We start from the raw sequence: 18,772 nt of genomic DNA, 5'->3' as shown, positions 1-18,772 counted from the left end.
AGGGTCGGACCAAGGGGTCGAAATGGACGGCAAATGGCGGAAACTGGCATTGGCATCGGTGGCCGCGCTGGCGCTCGCCGGTTGCAGCACCGGTCCCGCCCCGGTGGTACCCGCGGGCGAGGCGGCCTATGCCGCGATACCCGAAGGCAATGTCTTTTCGCCGCGCCGCGTGGAAATCCGGCCGAGCGACACCATCGCCATAACGGTTTACCGCGAAGAGGAACTGTCGATCGAGCGCGGCATCGTCGACCCTGACGGCAATATCCAGGTACCGCTGCTGGGCCCGGTCGATGCCGCCGGCCTGACCGCGGCGGAATTCGCCCGCGACCTCGAACGCCGGTTCGCTGCCCGCTTCCTCGTCGATCCCAGCGTCACGGTGTCGATCCTCGAATCCGCGCAGCAGCAGGTAACGGTCGCCGGCGCCGTTACCCAGCCCGGGGTTTATCCGATCCCGGGCCGGATTTCGCTGGTCGATGCTGTCGCCCTCGCCCGCGGTCCGACCAATGTCGCCAAATTCGACCAAGTGGTGGTGTTCCGGCGCTACAATGGCGAACGGGTCGGCGGCATGTTCGACCTTGGGGCCATCAACGCGGGCACCGCGCCCGATATCGAAATCCTCGCCGGGGACCAGGTCATCGTCGGAACCGACGGGCTCAAGCTCGCCTATCGCGATGCGCTGCAAATGGCGCCGCTGCTGGGCATCTTCCAGACCTTCGCCATCCTGGCCGACAACAACGGAAGCGGCAGTGCGCCGGCGGATACCGATGACGGCAACTGATCGCGCGCGCACGAACCGGCGGGGGCGGGCGTGAATATGTCCGGCAGCATCACCGAACCCAGCCAGGGCCTCTATGCCGAGGACCGCGGCATGCCGGGTCTCGGCATCGACCTCAGGCGCGTATGGTCGGCGATCTACCGCCATCGTTATGCCGTGGGCGGAATACTGTCGCTCGCCCTCGCCATTGCGATCGCGCTCGCGCTGGCAACGACGCCGGTCTACAGCGCCCGGACCGCCCTCCAGATCGACAGCGAAACCGACGACGTCCTCGGCGAAGAGAACTCGTTGCGGACGGTCGACTGGGACGTGGAACGGTTCATCCAGACCCAGATCGACGTCCTGCTGAGCCGCGGCACCGCGCTGACCCTGGTCGAGCGCGAAAAGCTGGCCGAAGGCGACACCTTCTTCGAACGGATGCATATCTCTGCGCCGACCACCCCGGCGGCCGGCAAGACGCTGGCGCAGACACGCAAGGATGCCATCGCTGCCGCACTCCAAGCCAACGTCTCCGCCGATCTCCCGCGCTACAGCCGCATCGTCGACGTCTATTTCGAAAGCCCTGACGCGGCCTATGCGGCGGACATCGCCAACGCCTATGCGGAAGCCTTCATTGCCGGCAATATCGAGCGGCAATTCGACAATACCTCCTACGCGCGCGAGTACCTCGCCGGCAAGCTGGCCGAGGCAAAGCAGGCCCTGGAAGAGGCGGAACGGGCGCAGGTCGGCTATGCGCAGGCGAACAACCTGGTCAATCTCGACGGCGACGGATCGAACGACGATGCGCCGATGTCGCTGACGCAGCGGACCCTGATCGGCGCGGCGGATTCGCTGGGCCAGGTGCGGGCGGAACGGATTGCGGCAGAGCAACGCTATCGCGCTGCCTCTGCAGGCGATCCGCTGGAAATCCCCGAAGTCCAGACCAATCCCTATATCGGGCAGCTGCAGCGCGAATTGGCGGTGGTGGAAGCCGACCGCAGCCGGGATGCCTCGCGCTATCGCGCCGAACATCCGGTGATGCTGGAACACACCCGGCGCATCGCTTCGCTGCAACGCGACCTTTCGCGCGCCGTGGCCGACATTCGCGGGTCGCTGCGGCAACGGTACCAGGCAGCGCTCCGCAACGAACAGCAACTTGCCGCCGATCTTGCCGGACTGCAGCAGAATACCGCCAGCGAGCAGGCACGGCGGATCGAATTCAACATCCTCGCCCGCGAGACGACCACGCGCCGCAACATGTATGACGACCTCCTGGCGCGCTTCCAGGAAGTCAGCGCCTCGGCCGGGATCACCACATCCAACATTTCGGTCATCGAACAGGCCCAGCCGGCGGCATCGCCAGTGAGGCCGAAGCCGCTGATCAATGCGGCGCTCGGCCTGCTGGCCGGGCTGTTGCTGGCAGGCATCTATGTCTTCCTGCGCGAATTCGTCGACGATGCGGCGCGTACGCCGGACGACGTTTCGACCAGGTTCGGCCTGCCGTTCCTCGGCAGCGTACCGCGGCTCGATCCTGGCGCGACGCCGCCGCAGGTGCTGGACAATCCCAAGTCCAGCGTGTCGGAGGCTTTTGCAGCGCTACGCACCTCGCTCGGCCTGCTGGGAACGGGCGGCAAGACGGACCTCCTCATCACCAGCGCACAGCAGTCCGAAGGCAAGAGCCTTGTCGCCTATGGCATCGCCCGCAGTTTCGCGCGCGAAGGGCGCCGCGTGCTGGTGGTCGATGCCGATCTCCGGCGTCCTTCGCAACACGCCATCTTCGGCGTCGGGCGCGAGCGCGGGCTGACCGATGTGCTGACCCGCCAGATCGCGCCGGCCGATGCCGTGATCGCGGCCGGCCCCAACCTCGATCTCATGGCCTCCGGCCCGCTTCCGCCATCGGTTCCCGAATATTTCTCCGGCCAGTCCTTCGAGGAGTTCCGCGAATGGGCGAACGGCAGCTACGACGTCGTAATCTATGACGGACCGCCCGTGATGGGCCTTGCCGACACCGTGCTGCTCGCCCGCCGGATCGAACATCTCGTGTTCGTCATAGAAGCCGGGCGGGCCAGCCATGGCCGGGCGGCGGCGGCCATCCGCCGCCTTGCCGGCAACGATGTGACGATCGACGGTGCGGTGCTCAACAAGTTCGATCCGCAAAGTGCAGGCTACGGCTACGAATACGGCTATTACTACAGCTATGGTGCGGAGCGGGCGTGATGCACCGCGCACTGGCGGCAGGTTTCGCCTTGCTCGCAACGCTGGCCGGTTCGGCGATCCTGCTCCCGCCGGCGCTGCAGGCCACCGATCCGTCGGCGGCACCCTTGCCAGCAGGGGCACAAGCCGTATTGGCCAGTGCCCGCGCGGCGCTGCGATCCCCGGCTGGTGACGCGAAGCAAGTGGCCGCGGCCCGCGCGCGCGCGGCCTTGAGGGTCATGCCTCTTGGCCAGCAAGCGCTGGGAATCGTCATAGAGAGCGGCGAGGTGCTCGACCGGACGGGGGCGCTGAACCTTTCGGCGGCGCTCGGTTGGAGAGACCCCCTCACCAACGCCCGTCTCGCTGCCCTGGCGCTGGACAATGGCGACATGGAGATTGCCGCCCAGCGCATCGACGCGCTGGGGCGAACACTCGGCGGTGAAGCCGCGGCCCCGGCCGCCGACCTGATGATGACGAGACCCGGCGGACCCGAGGCTCTGGCGGCACGGGCCGTGAACGCCGTCGCCGGACAATGGTGGCTGGTGTACCTGCGGCTGCCCGCAAGCCGGCCGTCTGCGCTGGGAGGACGGATCGATTTCGCGCTTGCGCTCGAACGGCAGGACACGGCGCGACGCCGCGACTTGCTGCAATCGGTGGCTCATGGCCTTGGAGCCTCTGCCATGGAGCCTGCCGAAAGGGCCCGGCTCGGGAAGGCCTTGGCGGAAGCGGGGTCATGAGCGAACCGCTGGATGCACGCACCCACGATCCGGTGCATGGCGGGCCCAGTTTCTCGCTGGCCAATCGCATCGAGCGCGCCCTGTTCGCGGTCGTTTGGCTGCTGCTCGCGCGGATCCTGCCGCCGCCGTTCGGCTGGGCCTGGCGGCGCACCCTGTTGCGCCTGTTCGGAGCCAGTCTCGCCCCGCACGCCCGCATCTATCCTTCCGCCCGTATCTGGTTGCCGCGCAATCTGACGATGGACGCATGGAGCACGCTCGGCCCCGGGGTGCAGTGCTATAACCAGGCGCCGGTCGCCATCGGTACGGGCGCCGTCGTATCGCAGCGGGCCTTCCTGTGCACCGGCGATCACGACTATCGTCATCCTGCGCACCAGCTCGTGACCCGTCCCATCGCCATCGGCGCCAAGGCATGGATCGCGGCCGAGGCCTTTGTCGGCCCGGGCGTGACAGTCGGCGAAGCGGCGGTACTTGGCGCGCGCGGATGCGCCACGCGCGATCTCCCGGCGGGCACGGTATGGGCCGGCAATCCGGCGCAGCAGGTTTCGACACGGGACAGCGCCGCATGACGCTGCGGATGCTGTTCCAGTTGCTGGTGCTCCCGCTGCCCTGGCCGCTGAGGCGGCCGTTGCTGGGTCTGATCCCCGGTTTCACGATTGCGCGCAGCGCCCGCATCGGCCTGTCGGTGATCGGGGCCGACAGGGCAGTGCTCGGCGAAGGCGCGGTTGTCGGACACCTGACCCTCGTCAAGGGACTGTCGCTCCTCGAGCTCGGTTACAATGCCCGTCTCGGCAACCTGAATTGGGTCACGGCAGTCCGCAGGGGGGCTGGCGGCAGCTTTGCCCACCTGCCCGACCGGACTCCGTCGCTCGTCATCGCAGACGAAGGCGCGGTTACGCACAGGCACCTGATCGACTGCACGGGCGGCGTAAGCGTGGGGCACCATGCGACAGTGGCGGGCTGGCATTCGCAGATCATCAGCCACAGCTTCGACTTCCGCGAATCGCGGCAGGATGCAGCCGCCATCGCGATCGGGGCGCATGCCTTTGTCGGCTCGCGGGCGATATTGCTCAAGGGCAGCGCCCTGCCCGAACGCTCGATCCTCGGCGCGGGTTCGGTTCTCGACACGCGCGAGACGCAGCCGCTCGGGCTTTACCGCGGCAATCCCGCCATGCGGGTCGGCGAACTGCCTGCCGACCTAGGATATTTCCTGCGCGAGTCCGGCTTCATCGAATGACCCCGACTTTCTCCGTGGTCACCATTTCGCTCAATCAGGCCGCGTTCCTGCGGCAGGCGATGGACTCCGTCCTGTCGCAGGAAGGCGCGAGCTTCGAGTATATCGTCTGCGATCCGGGTTCGACCGACGGCAGCCGCGACATTATCGCCGGTTACGACGACCCGCGCCTCGTCCCGGTGTTCGAACCGGATAAGGGCCCGGCCGACGGCCTCAACCACGGGTTCGCCCGGGCCACGGGTGCGATCTTCTGTTATCTCAATTCCGACGACGTGCTGCTGCCGGGCGCGCTGGCGCACATGGAAAGCTGGTTTGCGCGGCATGGCCATGTCGATGTCGCCTGTGGCCACGCGCTGGCGATCGATGCGCAGGGCCGGACGCTTCGCCGGGTGTGGTCGGAACCCTTCACCCGCTATGCCGTCGCGACGGGCGCCCATGTCCAGATCCAGCCCGCCACCTTCATCCGTGCCGAGGCGTTCCGGGCCAGCGGCGGTTTCGATCCGGCCGACCGCAGCAACTGGGACGGAAGCCTGCTGACCTCGCTCTACCTGTCGGGCGCTCGAATATCCACGGTCGACGCCTTTCTGGGATGCTACCGGCTGCACCCGGGTTCCATCACCATGTCGGGGCGACTTGCCAGCCAGCACAGGGCCAGTGCGGAGCGTAATTTCGAACGCCTGATGGGCCGCCCCATGCGGACAAGCGACCTGTGGGCCGGACGAGCTCTGCGTCTGGCGAAGCACATGCGTCATCCAGTGCGTACGCTTGAGCGTGTGCGCAAGGGTCCCTTGTTCCGCGCCCCCTAGGCGAGGCTTGCCGGCACATCGTCTCCGGCAAGGGCCGGGCGGCCCCAGACTCTCTGCCTGTTCTGTATGAAGGAACCGACGATGGGATGCGGTCGGCTGGCGTAATCGGTCGGGCTCATTCCCATAAAATGGTGGAACTCGCGCACGAAATGCGACTGGTCGTGGTAATGCCGGTCGATCGCATCGCTCCAGCGGGCGGTTTCCTCGCTCATGAATGAGGCGAGGCTGCGGACGAGGCGCTGCCGACGCAGGACAACATTGGGGCTGAACCCGAAATATCGCAGGCAGATCCGCTCGAGGGTCCGCACGCTGATGCCGGCCCGCGTGGCGAAATCCGGGATCTGGACGAGATAGGGGTCGCTCATTACCTGCTGTACATCGCGGATCCGTTGCTCGTCGCGCGGAGGCCTGGCGTGTTGCAACAAGCCTTTGCAAAGGCATTCATATTCGGTTGCATCGTCGATCGCGGACCGGTCGAGTTCTTTTGCGATCGACGCGAATTGGGCGAAAGCGGGATGGCGAGCGCCGTCGAATACCTGATTGGCGAGTTCGCCCGCAGGCGCGCGAACCAGGCTGGCCCAACCGAGCGGCAGCAAGCCCACACCCCAGAGCCGCGTCTTGCCCAGTTCGACCGGTGTCCGCCGGTCGCTCGGCCCGCTGGCATAGAAGCCGCCCTCGCCGAGCCTGCAGGCGCCCAGATGACCTTCGCGTTCCTGACTATGGCTGACGAAGCGCAGATTGCCCCATTCGGGCAGCAATTCGTCGCTCAGCATCTCGCCGGCAGCAAGATCAACATCGAGGCGATAGATCGTTGAAATGCAATCCGCGAGCTCTGCGGGCGCGGGAAAAAACTGCAGGTCGAGGGCGGCTGTTTCGCTCATCGGTCCGCCCTACAATCTATCCTGTCGCAATCATACAAGCAACAGATGCGAAAAGGGGTGCAGCGGCATCCCGCAGCACCCCTTCCGATAGGCATTCGCAAGTCGTCAGGCCGGCAGGGCTGCCTTGGCCTGCGCGATGATCGCCTTGAAGGCGGCGCCTTCGTTCATGGCAAGATCGGCCATCACCTTGCGGTCGAGCTCGATCCCGGCCAGCTTGGTGCCGTGCATGAACTGCGAATAGGTCAGGCCTTCCGCGCGAACGGCTGCGTTGATGCGCTGGATCCACAGGGCGCGGAAATTGCGCTTCTTCACCTTGCGGTCGCGATAGGCGTACTGCCCGGCCTTTTCGACGGCCTGGCGGGCGACGCGGATCGTGTTCTTGCGACGGCCGCGATAGCCCTTCGCCTGTTCCAGGATCCGCTTGTGCTTGGCGCGCGTGGTGACGCCGCGTTTGATACGAGTCATGTCAAGTTCTCCTTAAGCCAGCGCGCTCAATCGAGCCCGTAAGGGGCCCATTTCTTCACCGTCTTGGTGTCGGCTTCCGACAGGACGGTGGTGCCGCGGTTGGTACGGATGTACTTGGCATTGTGGCTGATCAGGCGGTGACGCTTGCCGGCGACACCATGCTTGACCTTGCCGGTGGCGGTGAGCTTGAAGCGCTTCTTCACGCCGCTCTTGGTCTTCAGCTTGGGCATTTTCATCTCCTTTGCAGAGACACGTCCGGTCGGCCCTGGCAGCCCTTTCAGCCAGGCAGGCGGTTGAATCACGTGTCAGTGAAGGCCGCGCACATAGCGGCCCGGCTGCATATTGCAAGCGATTCCCGGCACGGCAGTGGCCCGGGCCCATGCGCTCTGGAAGCGAGAGGTCAGTCGGCGTAGATCATCTTGACGCTCATGCCGCCGTCGATGTTGATCGCCTGGCCTGTGACGAAGCCAGCTTCGTGCAAGTAGAGCACGGCCTGCGCAATATCGCGCGGCTCGCCGACCCGGCCGGCCGGGTGCTGGGCACCATCGATCGGGCGGTGGTCGGGCCGGGTGCGCGCCGCTTCCTTCTGCCATGGTCCGGTTTCGATCCAGCCGGGCCTGATGGCGTTGACCCTGATGCCGGGACCAAGCGAGATGGCAAGGGAGTGCGTCAGGGCATCGAGCCCGCCCTTGGCCGCCGCGTAGGCGAAGGTTTCCGGTTCGCTCATCACGGCCCGAGTGGACGATATGTTGGCGACGCTTGCACCCTCGGCGCGCCGGAGAAATGGCAATGCTTCACGGGTGACCAGGAAAGCCGCGGTCAGGCTGGCGTCGATCCACCGTTGCCAGCCTGCCAGCTCGAGATCTTCGAGCGGCCCACAAAAAGGGTCGGCAATGCCTGCGTTATTGACGAGGCAGGCGAGCGCATCACTGCCAAGCCAGTCGCCTATCCGCCCGAACGCACGGATGACTGCGCCTTCCTTGGCAACGTTGCACCTGAGCAGCAGCGCCTGCTGAGGCGCCGTCGCATCGCGCAGTTCGGCCAGAGCTTCGGCATCGGTGTCGAGGCCGATTACGCGCCAGCCGAGGGAGTGGAAGTGCATCAGGACGGCACGGCCGATGCCATTGCCTGCGCCAGTGACGAGAATGGTCCGCATGATCGCTGCAACTGCCGACAAGCCGATTGGTACCGGACCTGCGCGATGAGTTACCCCAACGCCTCCACCACGTCCTCCAACCGTGCCGGATCGCCCAGCGCGATTACGTGGCCATCGGACCCGGCGTGGAGCGGATCTCCGTTCCAGTCGGCCATGACGCCGCCGGCCCCCTCGACAACCGGCACCAGGGCGGCGAAATCATGCAGCTTGAGCCCGGCCTCGACCACCATGTCGATATGCCCGCTCGCCAGCATGGCGTAATTGTAGCAATCGCCGCCCATCACCATCCGCTTGTGATCGGTCGTCCCGGCCAGCGCCATGAAGCGGTTGCCCTGCTCGACTGTGAAGTAGTGCGGGCCAGTAGTGGCAATGGTCGCCTCTTCCATGGTCGGGCACACCCGCGTCCGCACCGGCGACCCGTTGAAACTGGTCGCCCGCCCCGCAACACCGAGCCAGCGTTCGCCGAGGATGGCCTGGTCGATAATGCCGAGGACAGGAAACCCGTCGTGCAAGAGCGCGATCAGCGTGCCGAACAGCGGACGCCCGGCAAGAAAGGCCGTGGTGCCATCGATAGGGTCCAGCACCCACTGGCGCGTGCTGCGCCCGGGCTCCAGTCCGAATTCCTCTCCCAGCACGCTGTCATGCGGCACTTCGGCCTTGAGGATGCGCCGCATCGCCTCTTCCGCCGCCCGGTCGGCCTCGGTCACCGGGGAGGAATCCGCCTTGCGTTCGCTGCCGACCTGGCGAAAGCGCGGCACGATTTCCGCCCGTGCAGCGTCTGCGAGGCGGTGGGCGAGGGCGATATCGGCGTCGGTGACCATCCGCTGTGCCCTGCCCCGCTATGGGCCACCGCGTCAAGCGAGCTTGCACGCCCCATGCGCGCTGCTAGGGTGTGTCCGACTGGAGGCACGGATGGCGTCGGCCAAACCCGAACAACCTGCCCGGAAACAGGGTTCGCTCCACGAAACGACCCGCGACGGGCAAGCCATATCTTTCAACCGGCAACCGCGGGCCAGCTTGCGGCCGTGGGTCGCGCATGTCTACGGCATTCGGGTCGAAGCGCCGCGGGATGCGATCATATCCTGCGGCATATTTTCCGACGGTCCGGTGTTGCGGGTCCTGCTTGACGGCGACTGGCACGCCGATTCCGCCGACGGGTCGCACCTGTTCCGGCGGCAGGCCCTGTTTTTCGGCCCGCAGACGCGGCGGATGCCGGTCAGCGTCCGCGGCGGCTTTGCGAGCGTAGGGCTCGCCCTGAAGCCCGGTGCCTGTCACGCGCTCGGCGGGCTGCCTTCGACCGACCTGCTCGACCGGGTCCTGTCCTATTCGGCCCTCGGGTGGAACGAGGCGGCGCTGATGGATCGCTTTGCCGGGACCGACGATGTCGCGGCCTGGATGGATTCGCTGGAAGACTGCATGGAAGCCCTGCTCGCACAGGCTCAGGCGAAGCCACCGGGAAAGACCACGGAAGGGTTCAACCGGCTGGCGTTCGAGGACCCGGGCCTCTCGGTCGCGGCTTGTGCCGCGCGGCTGGCAGTGGACAAGCGAAAGCTCGAAAGGGTCTCCAAACGCGATTTCGGCCTGAGCCCGAAACAGGTGCTGCGCCGTGCGCGCGCGCTCGACATGGCCGCACACCTGCGCGGGGTGGCCGACATCGCGGAGGCCCAGGAACTGGCGTTGCGCTATTTCGACCAGTCGCACCTGATCAGGGATTTTTCTTCGATGTTCGGGATGACCCCGATGCAATTCGTGCGCACTCCGCAACCGCTGATGACGATTACCCTCGAAGCACGACAGGCTCGGCGGCTCGAAGCTCTCGACCGTCTGGCCGAAGGCGAACGCCGGCCCTGGCAGTGAGCTTGCCGCTTGGGCGGCAGGGCGGGACTAGTCGAACAGCGAGCTGACCGAGCTTTCGTCGGCTATCCGGCGGACCGCCTCGCCGATCAGCGGCGCAATGGTCAGCGAGCGGATTTTCTTCGCATCCGCAACCGCATCGGTCGCGCCGATGGTATCGGTGATGACCAGTTCGGTCAGGGCGGATCCCTCGACCCGGGCCACGGCCCCGCCCGAAAGGACGCCGTGCGTGATGTAGGCGGCCACCGAGGACGCGCCCGCATCGAGCAGCGCCTGGGCCGCATTGCACAGCGTGCCGCCCGAATCGATGATGTCGTCGATCAGGATGCAATGGCATCCCTTCACTTCGCCGATGATGTTCATCACCTCGCTTTCGCCCGGCCGGTCGCGGCGTTTGTCGACGATGGCAAGCGAGGCGTCGTTGAGCCGCTTGGCCAGGGCGCGGGCACGCACCACGCCGCCGACGTCGGGCGAGACGACCTTCAGCTCGCGATCGCCGTAACGCGCCTGGATATCGGCCGCCATGACCGGCGCGGCGTACAGATTGTCGGTCGGGATATCGAAGAAACCCTGGATCTGGCCGGCATGCAAGTCGACCGCGAGGACCCGGTCGGCGCCCGCCTCGGTGATGAGGTTGGCGACCAGCTTGGCCGAGATCGGTGTGCGCGGGCCCGGCTTGCGGTCCTGCCGGGCGTAGCCGAAATAGGGCACGACCGCCGTGATCCGCTTGGCCGAGGCGCGGCGGAGGGCGTCGATCCCGATCAGCAGTTCCATCAGATTGTCGTTCGCCGGGAAACTGGTGGACTGCACCAGGAACACATCTTCGCCGCGCACATTTTCGTGGATCTCGATGAAGATCTCCTCGTCGGCGAAACGGCGCACGCTGGCATCTGTCAGGGGGATTTCGAGATAGGCGGCAATCGCCCGGGCCAGCGGCAGGTTGGAGTTGCCGGACATGATCTTCATGGAATGCGAATCCCCCTGGCTGCGGATGCAAACCCGCCTAGCGGCGCGTCACGGAATTGCAACGCGCACCGGCGGCTTGTCGACGCTACATCGCGCTGGACAGCCGCCCATCAGTCGATATCGAGCGAGAGCAGGGTGAAACGGGCCGGGCCGGTGGCGTAAACGCCATGGCTCCGCAGGCCCGCCGATCCGAATGCGACACCGATCCGGGCCGTGTTCCGCATCGTCGCAGCGAAGCCCTGCGGGTCGTCGGTATTGGGGACACCGAAGACATTGGTCCATTGTTCGTCGAAGCGGATCGTCACCGTATGCGTGCCTGGCGTGATCGGCATGACCGCCCGCACCGGCACATACCAGCGGTAGGAACTGTACTTGCCTCGGGCCGACCATGTATCGCCGGCGCGCTGGAGGTAGAGCGAGACCGTCGCCGTCTGGTCGGGCGCTTCGCTGGGGACGAAGCGCGTGCCGCGGGCAGCCTCGATCCGGTAGCGCATCGTGATCTGCCGCGCGCCCTCGAGCGAGCCTACGGCGGTGGTCAGGGCATCGACCTCGCCTTCGACCGGGAAAGCGAAACCCACCGCGCCGCCGCGCTCGGCATCGGGCTGGCGCGGCATGCCGATCGAGTAGCTGCGACCCTTGATCACAGGGCCGATTTCCCAGGCATCGGCGGGCGGCATCGCTGCGACCGACAAGGGGATCGCAGCCGAGAGGGCGGCCGATATGGCCAGGACGAGCGGGCGGAAGGTCATGCGGCGCGTATGGCGTCGCCGGGGTGACGGCGGGCTGAACCGGCGCGAAAGCCCTGTGAAAGCATGCGACCCGCGCCGCCCAGGGAATCAGACGCGGTGTTCGCCCTTGATCCAGCGCACGGTGCCGGACGATGCACGCATTACCACGCTGTCGGTCGTGAGGATGTCCTCCCCGGCCGGGCCGCGCTTGCGCTTCACCCCGTCGAGCAGCGAGCCCGAAGTCACGCCGGTCGCTGCAAAGATGCAGTCGCCCCGGGCCAGTTCCTCCAGCTTGTAAATCCGGTCGAATTCGCTGTCCGGGATGCCCCACTTGCGTGCCCGCGCCTTTTCGTCGTCGTTGCGGAAGACGAGCCGGCCGTTGAACTGTCCGCCGACGCAGCGCAGCGCCGCTGCCGCAAGAACGCCTTCGGGCGCGCCGCCCTGGCCCATGTACATGTCGATGGTGGTTTCCGGATCGGTCACCGCGATTACGCCGGCGACGTCGCCATCGCCGATCAGCACGACCCCGCAGCCGAGCCCGCGCAATTCCTCGATCAGCGCCGCATGGCGCGGACGGTCGAGCACGCAGACGTTGATCTGGGCGGGATCGCACTCCTTGGCGGCTGCGACGGCGCGCACATTGTCCGACGGCGATCTGGCCAGATCGATGATGCCTTCGGGATAGCCCGGGCCCACGGCCAGCTTGTCCATGTAGGTGTCGGGCGCGTTGAGGAGGTTGCCCTCTTCGGCTGCCGCCAGCACGGCCAGAGCATTGGGCCCGGCCTTGGCGGTGATGGTGGTTCCTTCGAGCGGGTCGAGCGCGATGTCGATCCGCGGACCCTTGCCCGGGGCGCCGCCCACTTTCTCACCGATGTAAAGCATCGGCGCCTCGTCGCGTTCGCCTTCGCCGATCACGACCGTGCCGTCCATGTACAGCCGGTCGAACGCCTTGCGCATGGCCTCCACCGCCGCTGCATCGGCAGCCTTCTCATCGCCGCGCCCGATCAGGGCCGAAGCGGCAATGGCTGCGGCTTCGGTTACGCGGACCATCTCCAGCACGAGGACGCGATCGAGTTCGCTTTCGGTGCCGGCAGCGGAGGTAGGGGTGTTCATGTCGGATTCAGTCCCTCTCAGGCGTTTTGCGCGCCGCGTAGACGGGGAGCGTGACATTGTCGATACGGCGCGGGGCGATTGCCACATTTGCAGGTCTCGCGCTCACCGGCCAGTCTGCGCCCGAGTCAGACCCACCCGGGAACGGGGCCGCCACGCCAGCCACGGCCGAAGAAGCTTTCGCCGCTGCCAACGCCGCCTACGGCCCGGCCGAACCGGAACCCGAAGTTGCGGTCGATTGCCAGGATCCTGCACCGGGCGAGATCGTCGTCTGCGCGGCGCTGGAGGAACAGTCGCAGTTCCGGGTGCCGTCACGCCTCGATCAGGGCGACGACAGCCATCTCAGCTGGGACGGCGATCCGCCCGATGTGGCAGGACCGGGCATCTTCAGGGGAAAAGCCACAGCTTCCGGCTGCATCAAGGGTGTGACCTGCCCGCCGCCGCCTGCCTATATCTTCGACATCACTGCCTTGCCCGAGGCACCGCCGGGGTCGGATGCCGACAAGATCGCCAAGGGCGAAAGGCCGGAATAGCCGCTAGCTGCGCAGGATCGGCATGACGAGTGGTTCCTCGACAAGGCTGTCGGACCCTTCGAGCAGGGCCACGGCCTCGCGCACGCAGCGCACGGGGCCGGGATGCGTCACCATGGCGACCAGCACACCGGCGCCGCCCTTGGCCTCCCCTCCCTGGTGGAGGCTCTGGATGGACACGCCGGCATCGCGCATGGCTGCGGCGATTTCCGCCAGCACGCCGGGACGGTCGGCGACCATGAAGCGGATGTAGCTGCGGCTCTCGCGCGCGCCCGAATCAGCCTTCGGCAAGGCCGCCAGGGAATGCGCGGGGACCGAAAAGGCAGCGCCCCTGTCGCCGCGCGCCAGGTCGATAAGGTCCGCGACAACCGCGCTTGCAGTCGGTCCGTCTCCGGCCCCGGCCCCCTGGAACAGCAGGCGCCCGGAAAAATTGCCTTCCACCACCACAGCATTGGTCGCGCCGGTTATCGGTGCCAGCGGATGGTCCTTGGCGACGAGGCACGGGCGGACACGCTGCAGCAACCGCCGCGCGCCAGCGCCGCCCTCATCTGCCTCGACATCGCCTACACCGATCAGGCGGATCACATAGCCAAGCGCATCGGCCTGGGCGATATCGACCGCGCGAACGCGGCGGATTCCCTCGATCTCGACCGCGGGAAAGTCGACCTCGGCCCCGAACGCCAGCGCGGCAAGGATGGCGAGCTTGTGCGCCGCATCGACCCCGTCGATGTCGAAGGCGGGGTCGGCTTCGGCAAAGCCCAGCCGCTGCGCTTCGGCCAGCGTCTCGGCAAAGTCGGCCCCGCGCTGTTCCATCGTGGTCAGGATATAATTGCAGGTCCCGTTGAGGATGCCATAGACGCGTTGCACATCATTTGCGGCAGCACCCTCGCGCAATCCCTTGACCACGGGGATGCCGCCGGCAACCGCCGCTTCGAACCGCAGCGGCGCGCCGGTGCTTTCGGCCAGCCGGGCCAGTTCCATGCCGTGATGCGCGATCATCGCCTTGTTGGCGGTGACGAGGCCCTTGCCGCGCCCCAGCGCATCGCGGGCCAGCGCCAGCGCCGGTCCGTCGGACCCGCCGACGAGTTCGACCACCAGGTCGACATCCTCGCCCGCGGCGAGGCGCGCCATGTCGTCGTCCCAGCGATAGGATGACAGGTCGATCCCGCGGTCGCGCCCGCGATCGCGCGCGCTGACCGCGACGACTTCGATCGGCCGCCCGGCCCGTGCCTCAACCAGCGCGCGGTTCTCCCCTAGCAACCGGATGACCCCCGCCCCCACGGTGCCGAGACCGGCAAGGGCGATACGCAGGGGCGGCTTGGCGGCGTCGGTTTCCATCGGCCGCAAGCTCTAGCGAGCGGCCTGCGGGCATGGGAAGCACTTAATCTTGCGGGCGCGACAGCCGGCCTATGGCCTCAGCCGACCGGCGGCTTGCGGGTTCGCTCGCACGGGCCGAGCTGCTGCAGGACGAAGCGGTAATCCGCCTCGGCCCGCGCCCGGTCGGCCTGTTGGGTCGAGATGTTGGCAGCGCCCGGCAAGGCCGGCGGCAGGAAGCAGGCCAGCCGGTACCAGCCCAGTGATTGCGGCTGCGGCGGGCGCACCGCCTGGTCGACGATCTCGGAATAGGAAACGCCCCACGCCGGCTGCGCCCCGGGCCGCCTGACCACGCTGATTGCCAGCGGCGCGCCGCCCGGAGTGCGGAAGAAGACCTGTGTTTCCGATTCGCCGGACAGATTGCCGGCCACGGACCAAGCGTCTCGGATGCCCGCGACCTTCGGTGGCGCACCCGGCGCCACCAGCGCGGCAAGGATCGGGCGCAGGCGCGCCTCCAGCTCAGCGCTCCACGGCAACTGGCCGTCGGCAGCGACCGGCTGGATCGCGCCCGGGCGGCCCGGAACCGTTCGGGCAAAGAGGATCACTTCGGTCTTCTTGAGCTTGGGGACCTTGCCCCGCGCATCGAGCGGGACATCGACCAGGTAGCGCAGCTGCTGCCCGACCGGGACCGTGCCGGCGATCAGCGCCTGGGTATCGGCCTCGATATATACCCGGGCGAACCCGGGGGCGACGCCGGTGGCGCGGTCCGGCTCCACCGCCACCTGTTTGCGTACCTTTGCCCGCACCACCATCTGCGCGGCATCGGCAAGGTCGGCGAGGTCGGCATAGGTCGGCGCGGCGCCGGGCGCGGTAGCCTGCGCAAAGCTTGGCGAAGGGACTGCGGCCGCAAGCAGCACTGCCGCCGCACAGGTCGCCGCGCGTATCGTCCTCGTGGCGTGTGCGGAGGGGACATCGGCATGGATCAGAGAAACGAACGACATGAATACTCCTGCGCGGGCGGCGGGCCGGCAATCGCGGCAATTCCTACCAAACCTTGTGTCAAGCCCGTGAATCCGCCCTTAACCGATAAAGCGTTTGCGCCTCACCGGCACAATAGCTAAGGCTTGGCCGGTTCGGGGCTGGAGAAACAAAACTCCCGGACTGATTCCATCTTGGGGGCACGGCCCGGTCGGCGCAATGCCGATTCGACGCTGTGCGGCCGTTTTCCGATGGATGAAAAGGATCGCCGTCCGGTGCAGCCGCCGGACATTTGAGAGCCGGAAATACCGGCGCAGACGGAGTGATGCGACTGCATGGCCTACGCTGACCAACAGATGAGCGGCAATCGGATGATTGCCATCGTCCTAGTTGCTCTCCTTCACGTTGCAATCGGCTATACCCTCGTCACCGGTCTTGCCTACGAGGCGGCGAAAGCCGTCGTCGAACGGGTCACGACCGTCGATGTGGAAGAGCCGGAGCCCGAGGAAGAGCCCCCGCCGCCCCCGCCCGAGGAAGTTCCTGACACGGCCCCGCCGCCGATGGTGATTCCGCAGCCGCGGTTCGAGAACACCCAGAACACGGCGACGAACACCACCGATCAGGAATACGATCGCAGCGAAGAGGTCGACAGGCGAGCGACTACGCAGACCTGCGCCGACGGTCGCGTTATCGATGCTTCCGCATCGTGCGGTCCGCAGACCAAGACCTGCCCTGGCGGCGAAGTCGTCCGCATCGATGCAACCTGCCCTGCGCAGAAGGCCTCGGTTCCGCCGAAGCCGCCGACCCCCAAGGGCAATGCGTCGCGCTGGGTGACCACCAACGACTACCCCTCGCGCGCGCTGCGTGAGGAGCAGGAAGGCGTCACCACCGTGCGCCTGTCGGTGGATGCCAGCGGCAATGTGACCGGCTGCACCGTCACCGGTTCGAGCGGCTCGCCGCTGCTCGACGATGCGACCTGCAAGAACATGCAGCGTCGTGCCCGCTTCAATCCTGCCACCAACGGCGAAGGGCAGCCGGTCGCCGGCTCCTATTCCCAGTCGGTGCGCTGGCAGATCCCGCAGTAATTCATCTGATTCAGCTATTTTTCGAGAGGAACTCGCGAAATGATTACCCAACTTCTCACTGCCGCCGCGGCCGAAGGGGCGCCCAAGACCGAATTCGGCTTCATGGAAGCCATGGAACAGGGCGGTGTCATCGCCTGGGCCATCCTTACCGTCATGATCATCATGTCGGTCGGTTCGTTCTACATCCTGATCACCAAGCTGCTCGAGCAGAACAAGATCATGAACCAGTACAAGAACCAGGTCCGCGCAAACTTCTGGAAGGCTCCGACCATCCGTGACGGCGCCACCAAGCTGGAAAAGAACAGTGCCTGGCGCCAGCTCGTCGACGACGCGCTCGCCGCCGACGACCAGCACGGCAAGATGACCGACAAGCTGGAAGCCCACGACTGGCTCCACGGTTCGCTGCAGCGTTCGGAAGACACCATCAACGCCCGCCTCGCCGGTGGCCTGTCGTTCCTCGCTTCGGTGGGTTCGACCGCGCCGTTCGTCGGCCTGCTCGGGACCGTTATCGGTATCTACCGCGCGCTGATCAACATCGGCCTCGCCGGTTCGGCCTCGATCGACAAGGTCGCCGGCCCGGTCGGTGAAGCGCTGATCATGACCGCCATCGGTCTGCTCGTCGCCGTTCCCGCCGTGCTCGGTTACAACTGGCTGCAGGCACGCAATCGTCGCATTGCCGAACTGCTGACCGGTTTCTCGACCGACCTGCTGGCGAACATCAACTCCAACGGCACGATCAAGCCGGCCGTCGTCGCGGCGGCTCCGGCCAAGGCTGCTCCGGCCAAGCCAGCAGCTCCGGCCACCACTGTCGGCGGCGTTCCGACCAAGAACTGAGCGCATTCGGAACCGGGGCGGCGGGGCCTTGCCGCCACACCGCCCCGGTCCGGTCACGAAACGACCACAGACGGATAGGATGTAGTCATGGCGATTTCTATGGGAGGCGGCGGCGAAACGCCGATGTCCGACATCAACACCACCCCGCTGGTGGACGTGATGCTGGTTCTCCTGATCATCTTCCTGATCGCGGTCCCGGTCGCGATCCAGACCATTGAAAAGCTGAAGATCCCGGTGATGGTGGCGGTCGAGTCCAAGGACAAGGTCGAAAACCTGTCGCTGACCGTCAGCACCACCGACGCAAACGGCCGTAGCGCCGGGGAGCCGGGCTATACCGGCGCCGCACGCGAAGGCGAATGCCGGATCTACTTCAACAACATCACCCCCGTCGATTCGGAAGAACTGTATCAGCAGGCCTTCGATCGCCTCGAAGCTCTGGTGCAGCGCGCCGGCGGCGAAGAGGCGATGATGGAAAACCCCGAGCTGATCCCGCAGGTGCACATCCGCGGCGACGTCAACGCCCCGTGGCGCTGCGTGGCCGGGGCCATCTACACGGTCCAGCGGGCAGGTTATCCGACCGTCGGCTTCATCTCCAACCCGGTCGAGCCGTAAGCGGCACCGATCGACCGCAGTTAGAGACAAGAGGAGTATCCCACCATGGCAATGTCAGGCGGCAAGGATGATGGCCAGCCGATGACCGACATGAACATGACGCCGTTGATCGACGTCCTGCTCGTGCTGCTCATCATGTTCATCATCACCATCCCGGTCGCGACCCACTCGGTCGATATCGACCTGCCGAGCCCCGACCCCAACCCGCCGCCGCCCGATGCGATCGACCCGGTCAAGAACAAGATCGTTCTCACCCAGGGCAACGAGATCCTGTGGAACGGCGAGGTCATCAATCAGAGCCAGCTCGTGACCTATCTCGAGCAGACCAAGACGATGGATCCGGAGCCCGAGCTGCAGTTCGAACCGGAAGGGCAGACCAGCTACGAGCTGTCGGCCAACGTCCTGCGCATCATCAAGGGCACGGGCGTGACCAAGTTCGGCTTCGTCGGCAACGAACAGTACCGCGTGTTCGGCAAGTCGCCGAATGCCCCCGCAGCGGGCGGCTCGCAGTAAGCGAAAACCGGCACAAACGACCAAT

Annotated in this window: 22 protein-coding genes; 12 read left to right on the top strand and 10 right to left on the bottom strand. The window is 66.4% G+C overall.

Features of this window, described 5'->3' with window-relative positions; genetic code table 11:
- The first annotated feature begins 22 nt into the window (after window positions 1–22).
- The 6 genes from WAB17_RS06940 to WAB17_RS06915 are packed head-to-tail and all read left to right on the top strand — an operon-like array spanning window position 23 to window position 5,721.
- Entirely contained in the window at window positions 23–778 is a 756-nt protein-coding gene (locus WAB17_RS06940; protein WP_435419280.1) for a polysaccharide biosynthesis/export family protein, read from the top strand.
- Between the two features lie 36 nt (window positions 779–814).
- Complete coding sequence (locus WAB17_RS06935) at window positions 815–2,971, top strand: GumC family protein (RefSeq protein ID WP_435419279.1); 2,157 nt, start codon at window positions 815–817, stop codon at window positions 2,969–2,971.
- On the top strand, window positions 2,971–3,684 hold the full coding sequence (locus WAB17_RS06930; RefSeq protein WP_435419278.1) for a hypothetical protein: 714 nt from the start codon (window positions 2,971–2,973) through the stop codon (window positions 3,682–3,684). The genes WAB17_RS06935 and WAB17_RS06930 overlap by 1 nt, the downstream gene beginning before the upstream one ends.
- Window positions 3,681–4,250, top strand: a complete 570-nt coding sequence (locus WAB17_RS06925; protein WP_435419277.1) for a putative colanic acid biosynthesis acetyltransferase — start codon at window positions 3,681–3,683, stop codon at window positions 4,248–4,250. The genes WAB17_RS06930 and WAB17_RS06925 overlap by 4 nt, the downstream gene beginning before the upstream one ends.
- Entirely contained in the window at window positions 4,247–4,918 is a 672-nt protein-coding gene (locus WAB17_RS06920) for an acyltransferase (protein ID WP_435419276.1), read from the top strand. Before WAB17_RS06925 ends, WAB17_RS06920 begins: the two co-directional genes overlap by 4 nt.
- A complete protein-coding gene (locus tag WAB17_RS06915) occupies window positions 4,915–5,721 on the top strand; it encodes a glycosyltransferase family 2 protein (protein WP_435419275.1) in 807 nt (268 codons plus the stop codon). Before WAB17_RS06920 ends, WAB17_RS06915 begins: the two co-directional genes overlap by 4 nt.
- Here WAB17_RS06915 and WAB17_RS06910 read toward each other — a convergent pair.
- The 5 genes from WAB17_RS06910 to hisN all read right to left on the bottom strand — a co-directional run bounded on the left by WAB17_RS06910 (window position 5,718) and on the right by hisN (window position 9,044).
- Window positions 5,718–6,602 (bottom strand): helix-turn-helix domain-containing protein, encoded by an 885-nt coding sequence (locus WAB17_RS06910; protein ID WP_435419274.1) that lies wholly within the window; start codon window positions 6,600–6,602, stop codon window positions 5,718–5,720. The genes WAB17_RS06915 and WAB17_RS06910 overlap by 4 nt on opposite strands.
- Window positions 6,603–6,707: 105 nt before the next feature.
- Window positions 6,708–7,067, bottom strand: a complete 360-nt coding sequence (gene rplT, locus WAB17_RS06905; RefSeq protein ID WP_435419273.1) for a 50S ribosomal protein L20 — start codon at window positions 7,065–7,067, stop codon at window positions 6,708–6,710.
- Window positions 7,068–7,093: 26 nt separating this feature from the next.
- A complete protein-coding gene (gene rpmI, locus WAB17_RS06900; RefSeq protein ID WP_234092401.1) occupies window positions 7,094–7,297 on the bottom strand; it encodes a 50S ribosomal protein L35 in 204 nt (67 codons plus the stop codon).
- A gap of 170 nt (window positions 7,298–7,467) precedes the next feature.
- On the bottom strand, window positions 7,468–8,223 hold the full coding sequence (locus tag WAB17_RS06895) for an SDR family NAD(P)-dependent oxidoreductase (protein ID WP_435419272.1): 756 nt from the start codon (window positions 8,221–8,223) through the stop codon (window positions 7,468–7,470).
- Window positions 8,224–8,273: 50 nt separating this feature from the next.
- Entirely contained in the window at window positions 8,274–9,044 is a 771-nt protein-coding gene (hisN, locus tag WAB17_RS06890) for a histidinol-phosphatase (protein WP_435419271.1), read from the bottom strand.
- Between the two features lie 91 nt (window positions 9,045–9,135).
- Between hisN and WAB17_RS06885 the strand changes: the two genes are divergently transcribed.
- Window positions 9,136–10,080, top strand: a complete 945-nt coding sequence (locus WAB17_RS06885; protein WP_435419270.1) for a helix-turn-helix domain-containing protein — start codon at window positions 9,136–9,138, stop codon at window positions 10,078–10,080.
- Between the two features lie 27 nt (window positions 10,081–10,107).
- Here WAB17_RS06885 and WAB17_RS06880 read toward each other — a convergent pair whose 3' ends face one another.
- From WAB17_RS06880 to glpX, 3 genes are all read right to left on the bottom strand, one after another.
- On the bottom strand, window positions 10,108–11,043 hold the full coding sequence (locus WAB17_RS06880; protein WP_435419269.1) for a ribose-phosphate pyrophosphokinase: 936 nt from the start codon (window positions 11,041–11,043) through the stop codon (window positions 10,108–10,110).
- A gap of 110 nt (window positions 11,044–11,153) precedes the next feature.
- Window positions 11,154–11,792, bottom strand: a complete 639-nt coding sequence (locus WAB17_RS06875; RefSeq protein ID WP_435419268.1) for a hypothetical protein — start codon at window positions 11,790–11,792, stop codon at window positions 11,154–11,156.
- Window positions 11,793–11,879: 87 nt separating this feature from the next.
- Window positions 11,880–12,884: a class II fructose-bisphosphatase gene (glpX, locus tag WAB17_RS06870; protein WP_435419267.1), complete on the bottom strand. Its 1,005-nt coding sequence runs from the start codon at window positions 12,882–12,884 to the stop codon at window positions 11,880–11,882.
- Window positions 12,885–12,934: 50 nt separating this feature from the next.
- Here glpX and WAB17_RS06865 point away from each other — a divergent pair, with 50 nt between their 5' ends.
- Window positions 12,935–13,414, top strand: a complete 480-nt coding sequence (locus tag WAB17_RS06865) for a hypothetical protein (RefSeq protein ID WP_435419266.1) — start codon at window positions 12,935–12,937, stop codon at window positions 13,412–13,414.
- Between the two features lie 3 nt (window positions 13,415–13,417).
- Here the strand turns inward: WAB17_RS06865 and WAB17_RS06860 are convergent, their stop codons facing one another.
- The gene (locus WAB17_RS06860) at window positions 13,418–14,749 is read right to left on the bottom strand and encodes a homoserine dehydrogenase (protein WP_435419265.1); all 1,332 of its coding nucleotides are present in this window, start codon (window positions 14,747–14,749) and stop codon (window positions 13,418–13,420) included.
- A 77-nt stretch (window positions 14,750–14,826) separates the two neighbouring features.
- Entirely contained in the window at window positions 14,827–15,726 is a 900-nt protein-coding gene (locus WAB17_RS06855) for a hypothetical protein (protein ID WP_435419264.1), read from the bottom strand.
- A 312-nt stretch (window positions 15,727–16,038) separates the two neighbouring features.
- On the opposite strand from WAB17_RS06855, the gene WAB17_RS06850 reads away from it, so the two are divergent.
- The 4 genes from WAB17_RS06850 to WAB17_RS06835 all read left to right on the top strand — a co-directional run bounded on the left by WAB17_RS06850 (window position 16,039) and on the right by WAB17_RS06835 (window position 18,747).
- Entirely contained in the window at window positions 16,039–16,788 is a 750-nt protein-coding gene (locus WAB17_RS06850; RefSeq protein WP_435419263.1) for an energy transducer TonB, read from the top strand.
- Window positions 16,789–16,827: 39 nt separating this feature from the next.
- Window positions 16,828–17,622: a MotA/TolQ/ExbB proton channel family protein gene (locus WAB17_RS06845; protein ID WP_435419262.1), complete on the top strand. Its 795-nt coding sequence runs from the start codon at window positions 16,828–16,830 to the stop codon at window positions 17,620–17,622.
- Between the two features lie 87 nt (window positions 17,623–17,709).
- Window positions 17,710–18,234 carry an ExbD/TolR family protein gene (locus tag WAB17_RS06840; protein ID WP_435419261.1) on the top strand — a complete coding sequence of 175 codons (525 nt, stop codon included), beginning with the start codon at window positions 17,710–17,712 and terminating at the stop codon, window positions 18,232–18,234.
- 45 nt (window positions 18,235–18,279) lie between these two features.
- Window positions 18,280–18,747 carry an ExbD/TolR family protein gene (locus WAB17_RS06835; protein WP_435419260.1) on the top strand — a complete coding sequence of 156 codons (468 nt, stop codon included), beginning with the start codon at window positions 18,280–18,282 and terminating at the stop codon, window positions 18,745–18,747.
- The last annotated feature ends 25 nt before the right edge of the window (window positions 18,748–18,772 follow it).

This window comes from Parerythrobacter aurantius (genome assembly GCF_045291475.1).
GTDB classification, from domain to species: Bacteria; Pseudomonadota; Alphaproteobacteria; order Sphingomonadales; family Sphingomonadaceae; genus Parerythrobacter; species Parerythrobacter aurantius.
The sequence above is the reverse complement of the archived record's forward strand: the minus strand, read 5'-3'. Positions and strand labels throughout refer to the sequence as shown.

Bases quoted from the DNA above. Each gene is read 5' to 3' on its own strand.
- WAB17_RS06940 (WP_435419280.1), top strand. From the start codon at position 23: ATGGACGGCAAATGGCGGAAACTGGCATTGGCATCGGTGGCCGCGCTG.
- WAB17_RS06935 (WP_435419279.1), top strand. From the start codon at position 815: ATGTCCGGCAGCATCACCGAACCCAGCCAGGGCCTCTATGCCGAGGAC.
- WAB17_RS06930 (WP_435419278.1), top strand. From the start codon at position 2,971: ATGCACCGCGCACTGGCGGCAGGTTTCGCCTTGCTCGCAACGCTGGCC.
- WAB17_RS06925 (WP_435419277.1), top strand. From the start codon at position 3,681: ATGAGCGAACCGCTGGATGCACGCACCCACGATCCGGTGCATGGCGGG.
- WAB17_RS06920 (WP_435419276.1), top strand. From the start codon at position 4,247: ATGACGCTGCGGATGCTGTTCCAGTTGCTGGTGCTCCCGCTGCCCTGG.
- WAB17_RS06915 (WP_435419275.1), top strand. From the start codon at position 4,915: ATGACCCCGACTTTCTCCGTGGTCACCATTTCGCTCAATCAGGCCGCG.
- WAB17_RS06910 (WP_435419274.1), bottom strand. From the start codon at position 6,602: ATGAGCGAAACAGCCGCCCTCGACCTGCAGTTTTTTCCCGCGCCCGCA.
- rplT (WP_435419273.1), bottom strand. From the start codon at position 7,067: ATGACTCGTATCAAACGCGGCGTCACCACGCGCGCCAAGCACAAGCGG.
- rpmI (WP_234092401.1), bottom strand. From the start codon at position 7,297: ATGCCCAAGCTGAAGACCAAGAGCGGCGTGAAGAAGCGCTTCAAGCTC.
- WAB17_RS06895 (WP_435419272.1), bottom strand. From the start codon at position 8,223: ATGCGGACCATTCTCGTCACTGGCGCAGGCAATGGCATCGGCCGTGCC.
- hisN (WP_435419271.1), bottom strand. From the start codon at position 9,044: ATGGTCACCGACGCCGATATCGCCCTCGCCCACCGCCTCGCAGACGCT.
- WAB17_RS06885 (WP_435419270.1), top strand. From the start codon at position 9,136: ATGGCGTCGGCCAAACCCGAACAACCTGCCCGGAAACAGGGTTCGCTC.
- WAB17_RS06880 (WP_435419269.1), bottom strand. From the start codon at position 11,043: ATGAAGATCATGTCCGGCAACTCCAACCTGCCGCTGGCCCGGGCGATT.
- WAB17_RS06875 (WP_435419268.1), bottom strand. From the start codon at position 11,792: ATGACCTTCCGCCCGCTCGTCCTGGCCATATCGGCCGCCCTCTCGGCT.
- glpX (WP_435419267.1), bottom strand. From the start codon at position 12,884: ATGAACACCCCTACCTCCGCTGCCGGCACCGAAAGCGAACTCGATCGC.
- WAB17_RS06860 (WP_435419265.1), bottom strand. From the start codon at position 14,749: ATGGAAACCGACGCCGCCAAGCCGCCCCTGCGTATCGCCCTTGCCGGT.
- WAB17_RS06855 (WP_435419264.1), bottom strand. From the start codon at position 15,726: ATGTCGTTCGTTTCTCTGATCCATGCCGATGTCCCCTCCGCACACGCC.
- WAB17_RS06850 (WP_435419263.1), top strand. From the start codon at position 16,039: ATGGCCTACGCTGACCAACAGATGAGCGGCAATCGGATGATTGCCATC.
- WAB17_RS06845 (WP_435419262.1), top strand. From the start codon at position 16,828: ATGATTACCCAACTTCTCACTGCCGCCGCGGCCGAAGGGGCGCCCAAG.
- WAB17_RS06840 (WP_435419261.1), top strand. From the start codon at position 17,710: ATGGCGATTTCTATGGGAGGCGGCGGCGAAACGCCGATGTCCGACATC.
- WAB17_RS06835 (WP_435419260.1), top strand. From the start codon at position 18,280: ATGGCAATGTCAGGCGGCAAGGATGATGGCCAGCCGATGACCGACATG.